The sequence below is a fragment of the Rickettsia fournieri genome, assembly GCF_900243065.1.
GTDB classification, from domain to species: domain Bacteria; phylum Pseudomonadota; class Alphaproteobacteria; order Rickettsiales; family Rickettsiaceae; genus Rickettsia; species Rickettsia rickettsii.
This window is the reverse complement of sequence record NZ_LT978484.1, coordinates 13,449-31,550: the sequence shown is the minus strand read 5'-3', so window position 1 is coordinate 31,550 and position 18,102 is coordinate 13,449. Positions and strand designations below refer to the sequence as shown.

Genomic DNA, 18,102 nt, shown 5'->3' with positions numbered 1-18,102 from the left:
GCTAATATTATAACTACAATGGTATGAGATATGCTAAGTCATCCTAGTAATATAGATCCTCAGTTATTAGCTCAAGAAGTAAATACAATGATGCCCTTAGTAGAGAAAGATTTAGCTGATGTTGAAGATACAATAACTTATGGAAAAGAACAATTATTTAAATTTGTTAAAGATAAGAAAATTATGGAAGCTTTGGCATTTATGTATTGTTTTGAGGGAAATACTGGACAAACTTTAGATATTAAAGAATTTTGTACTACAAATGATTTATTGTATAGAGATGATTTCAGTGCCCTTACGGAGACACTAGATACTTTCACACCCCTTATAGGGATATTTTTTTCTAAATAATTTAACACTAATTCTACTATAAATAATAATGCTAAAATACGAAAACTTTGATAGCTCCTCTGATGAAGAGTTAAAAGAAAATTATACTTTATCTAAGTATCTTAATTTTTTACTTAAAAATATACTAGATATTAATTATATATATAACTCTGAAGATTTTAAACTTAAGCTAGGTTTAGTATTACATAATTTAGCTGATAGATTTTTTAAATATTCTACTATTAGAAATATTTATAAAAAAATTAAATCTGAAATATTAGTTGTAGATAATGAGTATTACGAAGAAAATTTTAATATTATCAAAACTGCTTTTAATAAACATAATTATTTAAAGATTATAACAAAGAAAATATAAGTGATAAGGATTATCAAAAGCTATTGCACTGTGTATTTAATCCAAATCACTCTATTCCTAAGATATTTGCTTTAGCAGACGGTATTACTGCTCAGCATGCAAAGAAAGTATTATTACAAGAATTGCAAAACAGTAATATCAACTTAAAAAAGTATAAGTAATAACCCATACATAATTCTAAATGACTTTTAGCTTTTGCTGAAATGATTGGCAGGAATAATAAAATCAGCTAAAGCACCGGATTTTAGAAGAAATAAATAGTGATTTATCTACTATATGTAAGATCTCAAATACTAAAGAAGAAACTTTTACAATTAATCATATAGTACATTATAAAACCGGTAATGTACAAACAGATGTACCTGGCTTAGGAAAGTATGATGAAATTTTATCTAAATTTGAGCAAGAACATGAATATAAACATGCTATTATAAAACGTATATTTGAAGTTGTGCATGCTAAAGCATCGACACAAAATATAGAAGAATTACCGCGAAAACTAAATTACTTTGCAGAAAAGTTAACACATTGGTTATTTATGCTTGCAACGCATAGAAATAATGCAACCTTATTTACGGCTCCTATGTTTTTAGCACTTATTGATAAAAATAGTATATTTATTATCATATAAGGAGTTTTTTCCTATGTCTGCTGAGCATGCCGTTGCTCAAACAAGAGGTATACTGAAAAACTATAAATATGTGTTACCAAATTCCTGTCCAATAGATTTATGACACTACAAATGTACAAAATGGTAATCTATTACTTATTAAAGAAGGTAATATATTAATAGAATGGCTTAGTAAAAAATTAAATAATTATAAACTAGCAAATATAGCACGAATATTTGACATCTTAGCTTCAATGTAATTTTACAAAAATATGGATAATGTAAAAAGCAATGATATAAAATCTTTTTTAGCAAAAGTGCATAAATTAGAGAATTGTTCTATAAATTTGTTAAATGCATTAGACCAAAATTTAACTGCTTTAATTCTTAAAGTAAACAATATAGGAGAAGGAGAACGCAATTTAAAGCTTACAAAAACTAAATTGCTTGAAAAAAAGGATTTTTCTCAAGATTTAAAGGATTTAATTGAAATAACCTACTTGGAATTTACTGAAAGCTTAAAAAATATTGAAGGGTTTTTAGCTCAAAAACACTCATCTCTCAAGAAAGAAATTAAAAAAATCCTACCTGAAATTCTACAAATTTTATGTGCTAAAATAAAAGAATGGTATGATATTGATGCACCTGAATATGCTAAGAATGTATTACAAGATATTACCCCCAAATTTAATCAAACTATTTCTCCTACCTCGTCTCAAAAGAGATTAAAGATATATATGATTCAAATGATGATAATAATCAAACTTTGGAAACAACTGATATAGACAATAGTATGAAAGAATATTTTAAACTAATTGGAGAACATACTAATACTATATACGATTAAAAACAGTATTAATATTATGGTCTTTTTGAGGTCCTAGAACTTGGTAGCTAAGAGTAAATGAATCAGGATTTAAAAATACATAGGTAGTATTATATTGATCTTTACCACATAGATGATTGCCTGTAGCTTGTATACTCAAATGATTTGAAGAATTGTTTCTGCAAAACTTCGGAGGACTCGCATGCTCACCATTCTTGATTAGCGTGGATTTGATAATCGTAGTCGTGATAGTGAATTTGTAATTCCTCTTTCTAGATTAATTCATTTAAACTTTTAAGTAAGAAATATGCTACCCCCTCACCGTAACCATAATTATCTATAATTCTGTTAATTTGGTATTTTCCGGAGAATCTTGAAAAAATTTCTTTTACTGAATCGTTTTTTGAGAGCATTTGATATATATCTATGTCATTCCTGCGACGTTTTGGCTTATTGTATGGTTGTTTATGTCATGCCCACGAAAGCGGAAATCCAGTAATTTAAAGGTTATACGCAATAAGTTTGTACAATTAAAAGCTCGATTTATTTTACTTTACCCGGGATTCCCGCTTTCGTGGGAATGACATCGAGTCGGTTTTTCGGACCATGCAACAAAGTCAGCTTGACCACGGTATGACATTTAGTTCTGCAATATTTTCATTAGCAAATTAATCTCTTCGCGTAATTCTATATCGTTTTCCAGTAATTCTTCTACTTTCTTAATAGCATGCATAACCGTCGTGTGGTCTTTTTTACCGAATTTTTTACCGATATCTGCAAGACTTTTCGGCGTTAATGCTTTACTAAGATACATGGCTATTTGACGCGGTCTTGCAACTTCTCGTAATCTCCGTGATGAAGACATATCGGATAACTTAATATTATAACGGCTAGCTACCTTTTTCTGAATATCTTCAACGGTAATTATTCTTTCATTAGAACGCAGTAAATCCCGCAAAATATTTTGTGTGTTTTCGAGTGTAATTTCTTTTAAAGTAAAATTAGAATGAGCGATCACCTTATTTAAAGCTCCTTCAAGTTCTCTAACGTTTGAAACGATTTTAGATGCTAAAAAATCAATTACGTCTTTTGGTATTTTAACGTTCATCTGCTCAATCTTAGATTCTAGAATACCAAGTCGTAGCTCATAAGTAGTACTATGAACGTCGGCAACTAAGCCCCATCCAAGACGAGATTTTATCCGATCTTCAATATTATCTAAATCTGAAGGCGATCTATCACAAGAAATAACCATTTGACGGTTATTATCAATCAATGTATTAAAAGTATGGAAAAATTCTTCCTGCGTACTATCTTTACCGCAAATAAATTGAATATCATCAATCATTAACACGTCAACCGAACGAAATTTCTCTTTAAACGAGATTACTTCTTTATTACGCAGAGCTTTAACAAACTGATACATAAATTTTTCTGCCGACATGTATATCACTTTGCGGCTTGGATTATTCTGCTTGATGTACCAACCGATTGCATGCATTAAATGAGTTTTACCAAGCCCTACGCCGCCATATAGAAAAAGCGGATTAGACTCAGAAACCGCACCTGATGATTCCGCAACCGCTCTTGCGGCTGCATAAGCTAGCTCATTTGGGGCTCCAACCACAAAATTATCGAAAGTAAAACGTACGTCAAGGGTTGAAAAGATATTTTCCGAATTAAGCTCACTGCTGCCGATATCGGCAAAAGTCTTAGTAGGTAAGTCTATAACTGTTTGGGTTGTTCCAGGTAACTCTTTAGTAATTATTTCAATTGACTTAATGGTATTATTATAATGTTGAAATAGTTGCAATATGACCATATAGTACTTGGATTTTATCCAATCTCTAACAAAGTTAGTAGGGGCACAAAGAATAACGGTATTTAATGAAGACTCTATAAAATTGACTTTACTAAACCAGCTATTATATAGAGTTTCACCGTAATGATTGTAAAGATCTTGAGCCACGTGACTCCAGACATTTACATAATTATCACCTTGATCCGTTAAAATTATTTGGTTAGTACTCACTTAAAACTGCCACGGTAAGTTATTTTGTTTCCAGCCTTTATCTTGATTATTTCCTTCAAAGCCGTCACTAATATTATAACAATTTTTATAACCTATATTAGTTATAAAGTTTGCTGCGATAAATGACCTATATCCTGAACGGCACAGAAAAAATATTATTGCATGAATTTTATCGTTAACGATAGATAAAAAATTATCTTCAAAATCTTTATTCAATTGCCAATTTAGAAAGATCACCTTATTTTTATTATCTAAATGAGGTATCCCCACTTGTTGCCACTCTTCTCTAGTTCTAACATCTACAAGAAAAGCATTATCATTTGAAATTAGCATATCATAAGCTTTTGTAGAACAGATATTTTGAACCGACATATTTACGCTTTTTTGCTGTTATTGATAATACAAAGTTAATAGAATTTTACCCATGTAGAATGGATTTATTAGAGTGCTGAATTATTAAAGCATTTTAAAATGATCTTGGTATATGATTATTTTAATAATATTATTATAAAAAAATTTTGCAAGATGTTATAGATGAATAAATTAAATAAAAACTCTTTACAAAAGAAACTTTTTTACCGTAGTAAAAATCGCGGTTGCAGAGAAATGGATTATATACTCGGTAGCTTTGCCGAAAAGTACCTATCCTTAATGGATGAAAAAAAACTTGGAAGCTATTCTTTAATACTTGATCAAAATGATAATGATCTTTATAATTGGATTAATAATAAATCTTCTGCTCCTTCTTATCTAGATGCCGAAATAATTGCTAAATTACGCAAAATAGCAAAAATATAAACTCCTGTAGAATGTTACAACAAAAATTTCCGGCTGCTGCCAAATCTTTCTTTGCAATTGATAATTTTACTAAGAATCTTAAACAAGATTTCATCTTGAGTGCGAGTAATGAAGAGGAGGCGTTGCAATTATACAAGCAAGCTTTATTTTTTTCTTCTAATGAAAAGATTTATTACTTTCCAAGCTATAATACCATCCCTTATGACCATACGTCACCAAATGCAAATATCTTATCTAGACGTGCAGAAACATTAACCAAGCTAACAACAAATAATAGTAATAGCAAATTACTCATCACTCATACAGCGAACTTATTAAACAAATTACCGCCGAAAGATTTTTTTTCTAAATATTTTTTGAAATTATCCCCTAAAATGAAATTTACTACGGATGAGCTTGCTATGTTTCTAGTAGAAAATAGTTTTACAAGAAATGCGAGTAGCATCGATGCCGGGGAATTTGCGGTTAGAGGCGAAATCATTGATATAATATTGCCCGGTCCTAAAGCTTATAGAATTCATTTTAGCTGGGGTTATATTGAATCAATAAAAGAATTTGATATTGATACGCAAATTTCGACTAAATCCTGCAGGGAGCTTATTATTAGTCCTGCAAATGAGATAGTTTTAAATAGTGAAACTATAGGTAATTTTAAGAATAATTACTTACGAAATTTTGGAGTTAATCATACTGATAATGCTTTATATGAGGCGGTAATATCTGGAAGAAAATTCACAGGATATGAACAATTACTCCCGTTATTTTACGATTCCTGCTCTAACTTAATAGATTATTTAAACGATCCTATTTTCATATTCGATAATTTGTCAAAACAAGCCATTTTAGAATTTGAACATAGTTATAACGATTTTTATTCGGCAAGGTCAGAGGCAAATAAACTTAAATTTAATAGTTTCTATCCCACCCTTGCACCGACTAGCTTATATTTTACCGCTTCTGAAATAACGGAATTACTAGAACAAAAAAATAATATACTACTTACTTTTGAAAACTCAGAGCAAGCTAGCTTAATTGAAAATATAGCTGCTACAAGTTTTATAGAAAAGAAAACAGTTTTCGATAAATTATTTGAGGTTATTAAAGCAAATTCTCATAAGAAAATTATTATAGGCTCAAGCGTTTTAAGTAGTTTTGAGCGAATCAAAAGCATAATTCAAAATTATGAATATAAATATAATGAGATAAATAAATTAGATGAGGCTAAGGCTTCAATGATAAATGTCGGGATAATTCCTTTAAATCAAAGCTTTTATACGAAAAAATATTTATTTATTACCGCTAGCGAATTATTAGAAGAAAAACCTAGCTCTACAAACACTAACAAAAAACTTAAAAATATCTTGCTGGAGCTTGATAATTTAGCTGAAGGCGAATTGGTTGTTCACAAAGATCATGGAATAGGGCAGTTTTTAAAGCTAGAAGCTTTAGAAATTAAAGGCAAACCACATGATTTTTTAAAGATTTTATATGCCGGCAATGATAAATTATATGTACCAGTTGAAAGTATAGAAGTAATAAAAAAATACGGCAATGATAATGCGGAGCTTGATAAGCTTGGTAGCGTTTCATGGCAAAGAAGTAAGGCAAAGCTTAAAAATCGTATAAAAGAGATAGCACTGCATTTAATACAAATAGCAGCTAAAAGGAAACTTAATAGTAGTGCTTCCGTTGAATTTGACCTTGAAGAATATGATAAATTTTGTGCTAATTTTCCTTTCAGCGAAACGGAAGACCAATTAATCGCTATAAACGATATTAAAGAAGATCTAAGAAACGGTATGTTAATGGATAGGTTAATATGCGGTGATGTCGGGTTTGGTAAAACAGAGGTAGCAATGCGTGCCGTTTTTATGGTAGCAAAATCTCTAAATGAACATTTACCTCAAGTAGCCGTAGTTGTACCGACAACTATTTTATGTAGTCAACATTTTTCAAGGTTCATAGAAAGGTTCAAAGGTTTTGGTTTAAATATCAAGCAATTATCTAGCGTTATTAGTTCTAAAGAAGCAAAAATTATAAGATCGGAGCTTGAAAGCGGTAAAATAAATATAATAATAGGCACTCATTCTTTATTACATAAAAATATAAAATTCTTTAATTTGAAATTGTTAATAATCGATGAAGAACAACACTTCGGTGTCGGTCAAAAAGAATTTCTTAAATCGCTAAAATCCTCTTCCCATGTACTTGCAATGTCGGCAACACCGATTCCTCGAACGCTGCAAATGTCAATGACCGGTTTAAAAGAACTTAGCATTATTGCAACGCCGCCTCTAAACAGGCTGGAAGTTCGTACCTCGGTGATGCCGTTTGATCCTGTTATTATCAGAGATGCATTATTACGCGAACATTTTAGAGGCGGAAGAAGCTTTTATGTAGTTCCAAGAATTAAAGATATAGAGGATATCACAAAACAATTAAAACAAATCGTGCCGGAATTAAGCTATAAAATAGCTTACGGAAAAATGACTCCGAGTAAAATTGATGAGGTTATGAGCGAGTTTTATGCCGGCAAATTCGATATACTAGTCTCAACTACTATTATAGAATCAGGAATTGATATAGCCGAGGCAAATACCATGATCATACATAATGCTGATATGCTGGGTCTTAGTCAGCTATATCAATTGCGTGGTCGCATAGGTCGAGGTAAAATGCGGGGTTATGCCTATCTAACGGTAGCAAGTCATAAAAAGATGACATCGCACTCCTTCAGACGCTTAGAGATAATACAAAATAGTTGTGCTTTGGGCTCAGGTTTTACTATTGTAAGCCGTGATATGGATTTACGAGGTTTCGGTAATTTGATAGGTGAAGAACAATCAGGACAAATTAAAGAAGTAGGTACAGAACTCTATAAAGAAATGCTGGAAGAACAAATAGCTATTTTAAAAGATGAACCGATTGTTTCAGAACAACCCTTTATCCCGACTATTAATTTGGGATTATCCGTCTTTATTCCAGATAATTATGTAGCCGATGCAGCTCTTAAACTTGGACTATATAGAAGAATAGGTAATTTAAGTAATGAGATAGAAGTAGAGACATTTAAAGATGAGATGATTGATAGATTCGGTTTACTACCGATTGAATTTAATAATTTACTTGATATTGTAAAAATAAAACTATTATGCTTTAAGTTAAATATTGAAAATCTAGATTCAGGAGATAACGGATTTGTGATTAAATTTTATAAAAATGCCGATATGACTGATAAAATTTTAAAATTCGTTAGTACTTACTCTAATCAGGCAAAAATCAAACCAGATAATAAATTAGTATATATCAAGAAATTAGTAGATAAAAATATAATTGTTGAGGCAAATCAACTACTTTGGAATTTATCGGAGGTGTAGACTCGGTGTCATTCCTGCTCCGTCATTGCGAGCAGCCGTAGGCTGCGTAGCAATCTCATGAAATAATAACAAACTCCTGAGATTGCTTCGTCAATTGCTATGCAATTTCCTCGCAATGACGGTAACACGTTTTTAACATAATAAATATGTCCCATAACCTAAAGCAATTATTTCAACAACATAACGTAAAAGGTTTGTCGATTAATTCTAAAACCGTTAAGGATAAAGACGTCTTTTTTGCGATTAAAGGACGGAATACTGATGGAAATGATTTTATTAAGGATGCTTTAAGCAAAGGTGCAGTATTAGTAATTACGGACAATAAAAAAAATATTGTTATAGATAAAGTAATTTACGTAAAAGATGTGCAGGCAGCTTTATATGAAGCCATAGAAATATTCTATCCTAAAAAACCAAAGGATCTAATAGCCGTAACCGGTACTAACGGTAAAAGCTCGGTAGTATCATATATAGCTCAAACATATTCATTACTTGGGAAAAAAGCAGCATCTATAGGTACGATAGGGGTAGAAATATTTGGCTGCGTTAATCTTATAAATGATGTACCGGAATTAACAACTTTAGACTATTTAAGCTTTAGAAAAATTGCTCATAATTTAGCTGAAAATGGTATAGAATATTTAGTTTTTGAAGCTTCTAGTCATGGTCTTGATCAAGCAAGACTTAGGGACATAAAAGTAAATATTGCATGTTTTACTAGCTTTAGTCAGGATCATCTAGATTACCACCATACAAAAGAAAATTATTTATTAGCCAAACTGAAATTATTTATAAATCATTTATTACCGAACGGCATCGCAATATTAAATTCTGATATAGAAGAAATAGAGTTTGTTAAAGATTATCTACATAATCATAATATTAAATTTATAACCGTTGGGAAAAAAGGTGATTTAGAAATAACTAGAATTAACGGTTCTTTAAAAGGACAAAATATTAATTTTACATTTAATAATAGAGAATATAATTTTAATACCCCGATAATTGGTAGCTTTCAGGCTAGTAATTTATTAATTGCTGTTCTTAGCATTCATTATATTGGTTTTGCTTTTGATGATGTTATAGATTCTTTAGTAGAAGTTAAAGCAGTAAAAGGCAGAATGGAGAGAATAGATAACACTAATATCTTCGTTGATTATGCCCACACTCCGGACGCTCTTGAAAAAGCTTTAACGGAACTGAAAAATATTAAATTACGTAATAGTAAGCTAAGCGTAGTTTTTGGCTGCGGCGGTAATCGTGATAAGGCAAAGAGAAGTCTTATGGGGCAAATAGCCGCAAAACGTGTCGATACCATCATAATTACAGATGATAATCCACGCCATGAAGACCCAAAGCTTATTAGAGCTGAAATCATAAGCGGTATAGAGAAAGCAGATTATACAGAAATAGCCAATAGAGAAGAGGCTATTAAATACGGTATAAATAATTTAAAACAAGATGATATCTTATTAGTTGCCGGCAAAGGTCATGAAAATTACCAAATTATAGGCGATAAGAAATTACCTTTTGATGATGCTGAGGTTGTGAGGAAGTGTGTAAAAGTTTGTCATCCCGTGGCTTGACCCATAGTACCGGACAGTTTTAAAAAAACCTTGATGTCATCCCCGCGGAAGCGGGGATCCAGAAAAATAACTTCAATATTAATACAGAAGTTACATATTTGATAAAATAAACATATAAAGGGACTGTTGCGAGATAATTTTTAATAGTAAAATGAGAGGAAAACAGATAAATAAATATTTAGCTCTGTCCAAATATTTTTAAAAAGAAATTCTGTTTAATATTGAGATAAAATTTATTCAATAGTATAGTAATTTAATAGAGATTTGTTTACAGAGTTAGGATTTTTATTAACAAATTTCTCTAAGCTATTAAAGTTGTTAAAACCACTAATCGTTTTAAATTAAAACATATGGCATTCATAAATTCAGAGAATTGATTTTTGGCAATTCCTATATATCTAACCCGTTTATTATCTTTTGAAAATACCCTCTCAAAAGGTGCTCTGATTTTCGTATAATATTTATCAAGGTCAAAATTCTTATCTTTCATATTATTTTTCTTTATTGAGCAAAGATGGAACCCCTTTTTAGCTGCTGCATTCTTGGCAGAGATTGTACAATAACCTTTATCAACATATGTAGCACCGGAGCTTGGCATAACATGCTTAAAACCTTTGCTATCAGTAACATTTGCAGGGGTAACTGCAACCTTATTGATCATTCCTGATTGAATATCGACACTCACATGTTTTTTATAACCATACCAAAATTTATTTGCTCCCTTACAGCCAATTTTAGCTTGTTTATCCTTTACAACCTTAGGCAGAGTCTCATTATTCAATTTATCATATTTTTGTGTTCTTAGTTTATCACGTTCCTCCCAAAGATTAGCTTTTGAGATTAAATGAGAAGCATCTACAAAGGTAAATACTTCACCCATATAGCCTTGTGCTCGTAGTTGATCTCGGAATTTTACAAATATTTTTGATAGTAAATTAGTGCCTATTTTTTTACGTATTTTACTAAATACACTATAATCAGGCGTCTTCTCTGTAAGAGCAAAATCACAAAACCATTTTGCCGCTGTGCTATCAGCTAAATAACGTTCCAATTCCCGATCCGATAAGTCTTCCATAAATTGCAGCAGCAAACATTTAAACAGCCTCACTATACCATAGCCTTTATAGTTAGCTTCGCATTCTACTGCTAATAACTCAGCTTCAACTGCTTTAAAATTGAATAAACTTTTGAATTTACGATATTGATGATCCACACTTATTAACTCATCTAAACTTACCATTATCATTTGATACTCAGACATATGAACATATTTTTTGTTTTTTTTAATTATACCTGCTATCCTCTCATCTCGCAACAGTCCCATAAAAAGCTTGCTTTTTATATGTTTACTGGCTTCCCGCCTACGCGGGAATGACATAAACAAGCCATACAACAACACATAAATAACAAAAACATATGATCTGGAACTCTAAAACTTTAAGTGCTGTTCTCGGTATAACAATCTCTAATTCTATAAATTGTAATGAAGTGCAATTTAATTCCAAAGATGTTAAAAAAGGTGATTTATTTATAGCACTTCAAGGTAATAGAGATGGTCACGATTATGTTCTAGATGCAATAGATAAAGGAGCAGCAGCCGTAATTATTAGTAAGCGAGTAGAGATCAATGATAAAGATAAAATTATCTTAGTCGATAATTGTTTTGAAGCTCTACAAAAAATGGCTTTATATAAACGAGAGAATTCAAAAGCTAAATTTATAGCTATAACAGGCAGCGTCGGTAAAACTTCTACCAAAGAAGCACTGAAAGTATTATTACAACATGATTTTCTAGTTTTTGCTAGCCGAGGTAACTTCAATAACAAACTCGGTATGCTTATTAATCTTGCTTCAATGGCTGATGATACGGAATATGCTATTTTTGAGCTTGGCATGAACCATAAAGGTGAAATAAGAGAGCTGGTTCAAATATTAAAGCCGAATATTGCCATGATTACTAATATTTCGGAGGCGCATTTAGAATTTTTTAACTCGCTTGAAGAGATAGCTGAAGCTAAATGTGAGATTTTTGCAAATTTTAGCAAAAATGATATTGCCGTTATTAATGCCGATACTAATTGCTATAACAAAATATTATCGATATTAAAAAACCTTTCTATAACCGATATACATAGTTTCGGTAGATCAGCTAAAACTTCAGCAGAATTAATTTTATATGAGAACCTAGGAGAGCAAGTCTACTTAAAGTATAAGATAAATAATAAAGTCTTAGATGTAACGATACCGTTTATTCCTCGGCATTTTACCGAAAATTATACTGGTGTACTTTTAATTATCGATATATTAGGTAAAGATATAGAGATAGCTGCAAATCACTTAGCAAATATTTCTCCTACTAAAGGAAGAGGGGAAATTATCAATATACAAAATTGTCGTGTAATTTGTGATTACTATAACGCAAGTCCGCAGTCAATGAAAGCTGCATTAGAATATTTAAAACAAGTACCTGCCGAGCATAAAACTGCTATAATAGGCGATATGCTAGAGCTAGGGGAAAATTCTAAACGATTACATGAGAAACTAGTGCAGTACATATTAGATGCCGCTTGTTCTAAGGTCTATTTAGTAGGAGTAAATACTAAATATATTGATGATTTACTACCTTCCAAAATAGCTAAAAAATACTTTAAAAATGTTGATGAATTAATTACGCATATTACGGATTTATTTGAAGGTAATGAGCTTATTCTAATAAAAGGGTCAAGAGGCGTAAAACTTGATAAGATTGTTGATTATTATAAATAAATACACTAGGATATTTTTAATATTATGTGGTTTTGTTGTCCGTCATTGCGCGGAAATTACGTAGTAATTGACGAAGTAATCTCAGTATGTTTGACTAGATTGCTGCCGCGCAGTCTACGACTGCTCGCAATGACGATTTGGTATCCATGCACAATGAATAACATCAAAATATACTTTTAAATTTAAATCTACAAATGTTATACAATCTTTTACTTCCTCATATCCATAATTCACATATAGCTAATTTATTTCACTATATTACTTTTCGTAGCGGTCTTGCTATTATTATAACTCTAAGTCTTAGTTTTATCACGGGTCCGATATTAATAGAATTTCTGCGATCTCTTCAAAAAAACGGTCAGCCTATACGCTCAGACGGACCTGAATCGCATCAAACAAAAGTAGGTACCCCGACAATGGGGGGCATTATGATTATTTTGTCTAGTTGTCTTTCTACTTTATTACTTGCTGATTTAACGAATAAATATATTTGGATTACGTTATTTGGTTTTATTAGTTTTGGTATTATAGGATTTATGGATGATTATGCTAAGGTAACTAAAAATAATCATTACGGAGTAAGAGGAAAAAGTAAGCTTTTACTTCAAGGAATTATTAGCTTCATTATATGTGTTTTACTAGAATATCTAGATAAAAGTCCAAGTCATTTACTTAACGTACCGTTTTTTAAAAATTTAAGTTTGGATCTTGGTTATTTTTATATAGTTTTTGCTATATTTGTTATAGTCGGCTCTTCTAATGCTGTGAATCTAACGGATGGGCTTGATGGTCTTGCTACCGTTCCTATTGCCTTTACTGCTGGTTCTTTTGCTTTAATAAGTTATTTAGTAGGAAATCTAATTTACTCGAACTACTTACAGCTAACCTATATACCGAATACCGGAGAGTTAACGGTGTTATGTGCGGGATTAGTCGGTAGCTGCCTTGGATTTTTATGGTTTAATGCGCAACCGGCAGAAGTTTTTATGGGCGATACCGGTAGTCTAAGTCTTGGCGGTGTGCTTGGTATTATTAGCGTTATTACTAAGCATGAAATAGTTTTAGCTATAGTCGGCGGCTTGTTTGTTATTGAAACGGCATCCGTAATTTTACAGGTATATTACTTCAAAGCTACTAAAGGAAAAAGAATATTTAAAATGGCACCGCTCCATCATCATTTTGAAAAACACGGCTGGGCAGAATCAAAAGTCGTAATAAGATTTTGGATTATTTCAGTTATATTTGCTCTTATAGGCTTATCATCCTTAAAATTACGTTAACTATATTCGTTTATCTATCTTTTATTTATCAAAAATACATTACATAAATTAACTTTCTCTTTGCTTTTGTATAAGAAATTTGCTATAATAATGATATTAATTTATAGTAGGTGTATGGCATGGTTAAAGAAATAGATATAAATAAATTATTAGCACAAGAAAATAATGCTTTAAATACTATATTAAGCCAAGTAAATGAATTATGCGAACAAAATAAGCAGTTGCAAGGTTTAATCGAAATACAAAATGAAACTAAAGAACTAGAAAAAGAACATAATAGATCGCTGCCTTGGTTTAAAAGATTTGTAAAAACAGTTTCTAATGTAAAGTATATTTTGATAAAAAGTGAAGAACAGTTAACAAATGAAGCAATAAAGTATAATAATAAAATATTAAAAGATATTGATAATAAGATATATAATATAGCGGAAAAATCTGCACCTTTAAAGCAAGAATTACAAGAAGAAATCGCAAAAAATTTTAAGGATTTAACAAAGAAAGATTTATCTAAAGATCAAAGAGCAAGATTATCGGAAGTATTTTTTAGTTATAAGAGTAAACCTGAAAGATTCTCAGCTCTACATATGACAAATCCCTTACAATTCATTAATGCTGAAGCACTAGAGAAACAATATAATTCTTTAAATGCTACAAAACAAAACATCCAAAATTTAATATCCGAAAATTCTAATATCAGAGAACTTAAAGAAATACAAAAACAGGTTGCTGAAATTAGGGCAGAAGTACCTTATACATTTTTTGAAAAATTAAATAATATTTGGCAAAATGTTAAAAATGTTTTTGTAAATAATAGTGAGCAGGTTTTAGCAAAAAACAAAGAGAGTAATACTAGAACAATTAGAAAGATTGAGGAACAATTATATAAAACGAAGCATAAATTTGAGGAATTAATTGAAAATAAAGAAAGAAATATTAAGGATATAATTGCAAAATTACCTGACAATGAGGAGTTACAAAAGATAGTAAGTAACCTTACAAATCACATGGCTTCAAAAAAAGAACCAATATTAGCAAATTCGTCCCTAGCTAAACCTTTGGAAAATAATATAACACCACCGCCTTCTTTACCGGAAAATAACATTCCACCACCGCCTTCTTTACCGGAAAATAACATTCCACCACCGCCTTCTTTACCGGAAAATAACATTCCACCACCGCCTTCTTTACCGGAAAATAACATTCCACCTCCACCTCCACCTCCACCTCCACCTCCACCTCCGCCACCGCCTATGCCTACTATGGCTCCGGCTCAGACTGATACATTATCTAAGCCTGTAGAAGCTACTACGGTTAAAAAACCGGAAAATCAACCACGTCCTTCTATAGATACTGCTGATTTAATGAGAGAAATAGTAGGGCCAAAAAAACTAAGAAAAGTTGAATTTGACCCTAATACAGGAAAACCGGTTGCACATTCTCAGAGTAAGTCTGCTCAGAATGTTAACAAAATTAGTGGAGTTGCATCAATTTTAGCACGAAGAGTTGCTATGGAGATGAGTGATAGTAGTAGCAGTGAAAGCGATAGTGGTAACTGGAGTGATGTTAGTGTTAATAGGAATAAATCAAAAATTCTTAAAACTAAAGGAGAACGAGATGCTAAAATGACTACGCATGCTCAAAAAATTAATAATAGGAACTCACAAAAACCATCATTTGTTAGATAATAAATGTCATTCCCGCGGAAGCGAGAATCCAGTAAAACCTATAAAAAACTTGTTTTTTTAGGTTTATTTTATCAATTAATGGTAATTTTATAGCAGCATTAAAGTTATTTTTTGGATTCCCGCTTCCGCGGGAATGACATAAAACACCATATAAATCTCCCCTTTAAACTTCTTAGTTATTTCAACTATTCTTTTACCAAAGAAATTAGCAGTTTTTAAATCGCCTTGAGTAGGAGTAATATCAGGAGAAGATTTGTGGTTAGATTGAGTCATACGTCCTGACCAGCTACCTAAGCGGTTAATTTTAATTTTATCGGGATCAGGCATCTCATGATCGGAAAAATTCGGAGCAGCTTCAGCTTGCCCGACCCAAATCATACAATGCTGCATAGCGAAGTGCAATAGCTGCTGAATACTGCATAACTTATCACCTGCATAAGAAGCAGAATTAGTAAAAGCTGCAGCTATTTTATCTTGCCATTGTTGTTGTGCCCATCTAGTTGAGGTAGCTTCCATAAATATTTTAAACGATCTGGCTAAACTACCCATATAGGTTGGGACTCCAAAAATGATAGCATCTGCATTGTCTAATAAATCCCAATCGAGATTATCAGGTTTATCTTTATTTATTTGTATAAGAAACATTTGCTCCTACTTCTTGTATGCTCTTATTTAGTTCTTCAGCTACTTTTGCAGTATGACCGTATCCACTATAATATACGATACTTTAACCATTTTATTCTCCATATTATAAATTAACTATAAACTCGGCTTCAGTTTTAGACTTTATTTCTTCAATAGTAACATCGTCAGCTTGTCTAACTAATATCATTTCATCTTTATCAATATCAAAAATTCCAAGATCGGTAATTACTCTGTTAACTACTTTTTTACCTGTTAACGGAAAGCTGCATTCTTTTAATAATTTAGCACTGCCATCTTTTGCGTTATGTTCCATTATAATAACTACTCTTTTGGTGTTAGCGACCAAATCCATAGCTCCTCCCATACCTTTAACCATTTTACCTGGAATAGTCCAGTTGGCAAGATCTCCTGTTTGTGAGACTTGCATAGCACCTAAAATAGTTAAATCGACATGCGAACCTCTAATCATCCCAAATGAAAAGCTACTGTCGAAATAGCGGCTTTCAGGAATAGCAGTAATAGTTTGCTTACCGGCGTTAATTAAATCAGGATCTTCCTCTCCTGCGTAAGGAAATGGTCCCATACCAAGCATACCGTTCTCGCTTTGAAATATTACATTCACTCCTTGAGGTATATAATTTGCTACATGCGTAGGCATACCTCAATACGTTTCTCATATTTTTCACCTACTATTAATCGCTGTATGAAAATATTAGGTGTGTGAATATTGTTAGGGTCAAGCTCTCCCACCTCAACTATTTCCTCTACTTCACAAACTGTAACTTTAGCGGCACCTGCCATGACTGAATTAAAATTTCGTGCAGTTTTATTGTAAATCACGTTGCCGCTTTTATCAGCTTTAAAGCCTTTAATAATAGCAAGGTCAGCTTGAAGGGCAGTTTCCATTATATATTTTTTGCCGTTAAACTCCTTTGTTTCTTTACCTTCCTCTACAATTGTACCTATACCTGTTTTAGTATAAAAAGCCGGAATTCCCATACAAGCAGCCCTAATTCGTTCAGCTAAAGTTCCTTGTGGGTTTAGCTCAAGCTCTAAAACCTTATCAAGATATTGTTGCTCAAAAATCTTATTTTCTCCGACATACGAAGAAATCATTTTTTTTATTTGTTTAGTTTGAAGAAGAAGCCCAAGTCCGAAATTGTCAACACCGCAATTATTGCTTATAACTGTTAAATTTTGAACATTGATTTTAAGAAGTGCATTTATTAAATTTTCAGGAATACCGCATAGACCGAATCCGCCCGACATTATAGTCATGCCGTCATAAAGAAGTCCTTCAAGAGCAGCTTCAGCCGAAGGATAGATTTTATTCATAAATTTTAAATTATTTAATATCTATTATTTAAGAAATTAGGAGGCTTTTCAAAAGAAGTCAAGGATATACACAAGTTTGGTATATTAAAAAAATACTTTACAAGAAATTAAATTTAACCATTGCTGCTTATTTTTTGTATTCATCAACAGTATTAGTAACTGCATCAAATATTGATGACGATATAACAATTCAAGAAAATTCTAAAAAAAATTATAGTTATGTAGTGACTTATGATAAAGATATGTCCTCAAGAGCGAGTAGCGATGCTGCTATGTCATTAATTGAAGGTTACCATCAATTAGATGATGCTATGTTTGCCGATTCAGATAATATAGCTATGAAGATCTTAAGTTATATTACAAGATTTACTGCTACATCTTGGATTATGGTAGGTAATCATGAAATAGGAGGTTATAGAGCAAGAGCAAAGAATTTGATTTAAAAGTAACAAAATA

17 protein-coding genes and 3 pseudogenes are annotated in these 18,102 nt (G+C 31.6%); 11 read left to right on the top strand and 9 right to left on the bottom strand.

Features of this window, described 5'->3' with window-relative positions; all coding sequences use genetic code 11:
- Positions 1-30 precede the first annotated feature (30 nt).
- From C4Q30_RS02970 to C4Q30_RS09505, 4 genes are all read left to right on the top strand, one after another.
- Positions 31-351 (top strand): hypothetical protein, encoded by a 321-nt coding sequence (locus C4Q30_RS02970; RefSeq protein WP_103897171.1) that lies wholly within the window; start codon positions 31-33, stop codon positions 349-351.
- A 28-nt stretch (positions 352-379) separates the two neighbouring features.
- Positions 380-706, top strand: a complete 327-nt coding sequence (locus C4Q30_RS02965; protein WP_103897170.1) for a hypothetical protein — start codon at positions 380-382, stop codon at positions 704-706.
- Between the two features lie 451 nt (positions 707-1,157).
- Complete coding sequence (locus C4Q30_RS09510) at positions 1,158-1,337, top strand: hypothetical protein (RefSeq protein WP_245207454.1); 180 nt, start codon at positions 1,158-1,160, stop codon at positions 1,335-1,337.
- A gap of 251 nt (positions 1,338-1,588) precedes the next feature.
- Entirely contained in the window at positions 1,589-2,101 is a 513-nt protein-coding gene (locus C4Q30_RS09505) for a hypothetical protein (protein ID WP_245207453.1), read from the top strand.
- 48 nt (positions 2,102-2,149) lie between these two features.
- Here C4Q30_RS09505 and C4Q30_RS09500 read toward each other — a convergent pair whose 3' ends face one another.
- From C4Q30_RS09500 to C4Q30_RS02940, 4 genes are all read right to left on the bottom strand, one after another.
- The gene (locus C4Q30_RS09500; protein WP_222610397.1) at positions 2,150-2,302 is read right to left on the bottom strand and encodes a DUF6314 family protein; all 153 of its coding nucleotides are present in this window, start codon (positions 2,300-2,302) and stop codon (positions 2,150-2,152) included.
- A gap of 112 nt (positions 2,303-2,414) precedes the next feature.
- Positions 2,415-2,555 carry a hypothetical protein gene (locus C4Q30_RS08755; RefSeq protein ID WP_167535735.1) on the bottom strand — a complete coding sequence of 47 codons (141 nt, stop codon included), beginning with the start codon at positions 2,553-2,555 and terminating at the stop codon, positions 2,415-2,417.
- 227 nt (positions 2,556-2,782) lie between these two features.
- Complete coding sequence (gene dnaA, locus C4Q30_RS02945; RefSeq protein ID WP_103897168.1) at positions 2,783-4,174, bottom strand: chromosomal replication initiator protein DnaA; 1,392 nt, start codon at positions 4,172-4,174, stop codon at positions 2,783-2,785.
- The gene (locus tag C4Q30_RS02940) at positions 4,175-4,546 is read right to left on the bottom strand and encodes a rhodanese-like domain-containing protein (protein ID WP_103897167.1); all 372 of its coding nucleotides are present in this window, start codon (positions 4,544-4,546) and stop codon (positions 4,175-4,177) included.
- Between the two features lie 162 nt (positions 4,547-4,708).
- On the opposite strand from C4Q30_RS02940, the gene C4Q30_RS02935 reads away from it, so the two are divergent.
- The 3 genes from C4Q30_RS02935 to C4Q30_RS02920 all read left to right on the top strand — a co-directional run bounded on the left by C4Q30_RS02935 (position 4,709) and on the right by C4Q30_RS02920 (position 9,935).
- Positions 4,709-4,972 (top strand): FAD assembly factor SdhE, encoded by a 264-nt coding sequence (locus C4Q30_RS02935; protein ID WP_103897166.1) that lies wholly within the window; start codon positions 4,709-4,711, stop codon positions 4,970-4,972.
- A gap of 11 nt (positions 4,973-4,983) precedes the next feature.
- The gene (gene mfd / locus C4Q30_RS02930; protein ID WP_103897165.1) at positions 4,984-8,349 is read left to right on the top strand and encodes a transcription-repair coupling factor; all 3,366 of its coding nucleotides are present in this window, start codon (positions 4,984-4,986) and stop codon (positions 8,347-8,349) included.
- Positions 8,350-8,495: 146 nt separating this feature from the next.
- Positions 8,496-9,935, top strand: coding sequence for a UDP-N-acetylmuramoyl-L-alanyl-D-glutamate--2,6-diaminopimelate ligase (locus tag C4Q30_RS02920; protein WP_103897164.1), 1,440 nt, complete (start codon positions 8,496-8,498; stop codon positions 9,933-9,935).
- Between the two features lie 301 nt (positions 9,936-10,236).
- Here C4Q30_RS02920 and C4Q30_RS02915 read toward each other — a convergent pair whose 3' ends face one another.
- Positions 10,237-11,259, bottom strand: coding sequence for a transposase (locus tag C4Q30_RS02915; protein ID WP_209445172.1), 1,023 nt, complete (start codon positions 11,257-11,259; stop codon positions 10,237-10,239).
- 92 nt (positions 11,260-11,351) lie between these two features.
- On the opposite strand from C4Q30_RS02915, the gene C4Q30_RS02910 reads away from it, so the two are divergent.
- From C4Q30_RS02910 to rickA, 3 genes are all read left to right on the top strand, one after another.
- A complete protein-coding gene (locus C4Q30_RS02910) occupies positions 11,352-12,701 on the top strand; it encodes a UDP-N-acetylmuramoyl-tripeptide--D-alanyl-D-alanine ligase (RefSeq protein ID WP_014014554.1) in 1,350 nt (449 codons plus the stop codon).
- A gap of 194 nt (positions 12,702-12,895) precedes the next feature.
- On the top strand, positions 12,896-13,981 hold the full coding sequence (gene mraY, locus C4Q30_RS02905) for a phospho-N-acetylmuramoyl-pentapeptide-transferase (protein ID WP_103897163.1): 1,086 nt from the start codon (positions 12,896-12,898) through the stop codon (positions 13,979-13,981).
- 119 nt (positions 13,982-14,100) lie between these two features.
- Entirely contained in the window at positions 14,101-15,666 is a 1,566-nt protein-coding gene (rickA, locus tag C4Q30_RS02900; RefSeq protein WP_103897162.1) for an Arp2/3 complex-activating protein RickA, read from the top strand.
- A 159-nt stretch (positions 15,667-15,825) separates the two neighbouring features.
- On the opposite strand, the pseudogene C4Q30_RS09495 reads toward rickA, so the two are convergent.
- The 4 genes and pseudogenes from C4Q30_RS09495 to C4Q30_RS02885 all read right to left on the bottom strand — a co-directional run.
- Positions 15,826-16,044 (bottom strand): annotated as a pseudogene (locus C4Q30_RS09495) (transcriptional regulator); the annotation flags it as partial.
- 42 nt (positions 16,045-16,086) lie between these two features.
- Positions 16,087-16,215: pseudogene (locus tag C4Q30_RS09490) on the bottom strand (flavodoxin family protein); the annotation flags it as partial.
- A 199-nt stretch (positions 16,216-16,414) separates the two neighbouring features.
- Positions 16,415-16,972, bottom strand: a pseudogene (locus C4Q30_RS02890) (3-oxoacid CoA-transferase subunit B); the annotation flags it as partial.
- Positions 16,954-17,646 carry a CoA transferase subunit A gene (locus C4Q30_RS02885; RefSeq protein WP_103897160.1) on the bottom strand — a complete coding sequence of 231 codons (693 nt, stop codon included), beginning with the start codon at positions 17,644-17,646 and terminating at the stop codon, positions 16,954-16,956. The gene C4Q30_RS02885 and the pseudogene C4Q30_RS02890, both read right to left, overlap by 19 nt.
- Before the next feature lie 134 nt (positions 17,647-17,780).
- Here C4Q30_RS02885 and C4Q30_RS02880 point away from each other — a divergent pair, with 134 nt between their 5' ends.
- Complete coding sequence (locus C4Q30_RS02880; RefSeq protein ID WP_103897159.1) at positions 17,781-18,089, top strand: hypothetical protein; 309 nt, start codon at positions 17,781-17,783, stop codon at positions 18,087-18,089.
- The last annotated feature ends 13 nt before the right edge of the window (positions 18,090-18,102 follow it).

Excerpts from the sequence above, each read along its gene's own strand:
- C4Q30_RS02970 (WP_103897171.1), top strand. The coding sequence starts at position 31 with ATGCTAAGTCATCCTAGTAATATAGATCCTCAGTTATTAGCTCAAGAA.
- C4Q30_RS02935 (WP_103897166.1), top strand. The coding sequence starts at position 4,709 with ATGAATAAATTAAATAAAAACTCTTTACAAAAGAAACTTTTTTACCGT.
- C4Q30_RS02965 (WP_103897170.1), top strand. The coding sequence starts at position 380 with ATGCTAAAATACGAAAACTTTGATAGCTCCTCTGATGAAGAGTTAAAA.
- C4Q30_RS09505 (WP_245207453.1), top strand. The coding sequence starts at position 1,589 with ATGGATAATGTAAAAAGCAATGATATAAAATCTTTTTTAGCAAAAGTG.
- C4Q30_RS02885 (WP_103897160.1), bottom strand. The coding sequence starts at position 17,646 with ATGAATAAAATCTATCCTTCGGCTGAAGCTGCTCTTGAAGGACTTCTT.
- C4Q30_RS02910 (WP_014014554.1), top strand. The coding sequence starts at position 11,352 with ATGATCTGGAACTCTAAAACTTTAAGTGCTGTTCTCGGTATAACAATC.
- C4Q30_RS02920 (WP_103897164.1), top strand. The coding sequence starts at position 8,496 with ATGTCCCATAACCTAAAGCAATTATTTCAACAACATAACGTAAAAGGT.
- C4Q30_RS02940 (WP_103897167.1), bottom strand. The coding sequence starts at position 4,546 with ATGTCGGTTCAAAATATCTGTTCTACAAAAGCTTATGATATGCTAATT.
- C4Q30_RS08755 (WP_167535735.1), bottom strand. The coding sequence starts at position 2,555 with ATGCTCTCAAAAAACGATTCAGTAAAAGAAATTTTTTCAAGATTCTCC.
- mraY (WP_103897163.1), top strand. The coding sequence starts at position 12,896 with ATGTTATACAATCTTTTACTTCCTCATATCCATAATTCACATATAGCT.
- rickA (WP_103897162.1), top strand. The coding sequence starts at position 14,101 with ATGGTTAAAGAAATAGATATAAATAAATTATTAGCACAAGAAAATAAT.
- C4Q30_RS02915 (WP_209445172.1), bottom strand. The coding sequence starts at position 11,259 with ATGGGACTGTTGCGAGATGAGAGGATAGCAGGTATAATTAAAAAAAAC.
- mfd (WP_103897165.1), top strand. The coding sequence starts at position 4,984 with ATGTTACAACAAAAATTTCCGGCTGCTGCCAAATCTTTCTTTGCAATT.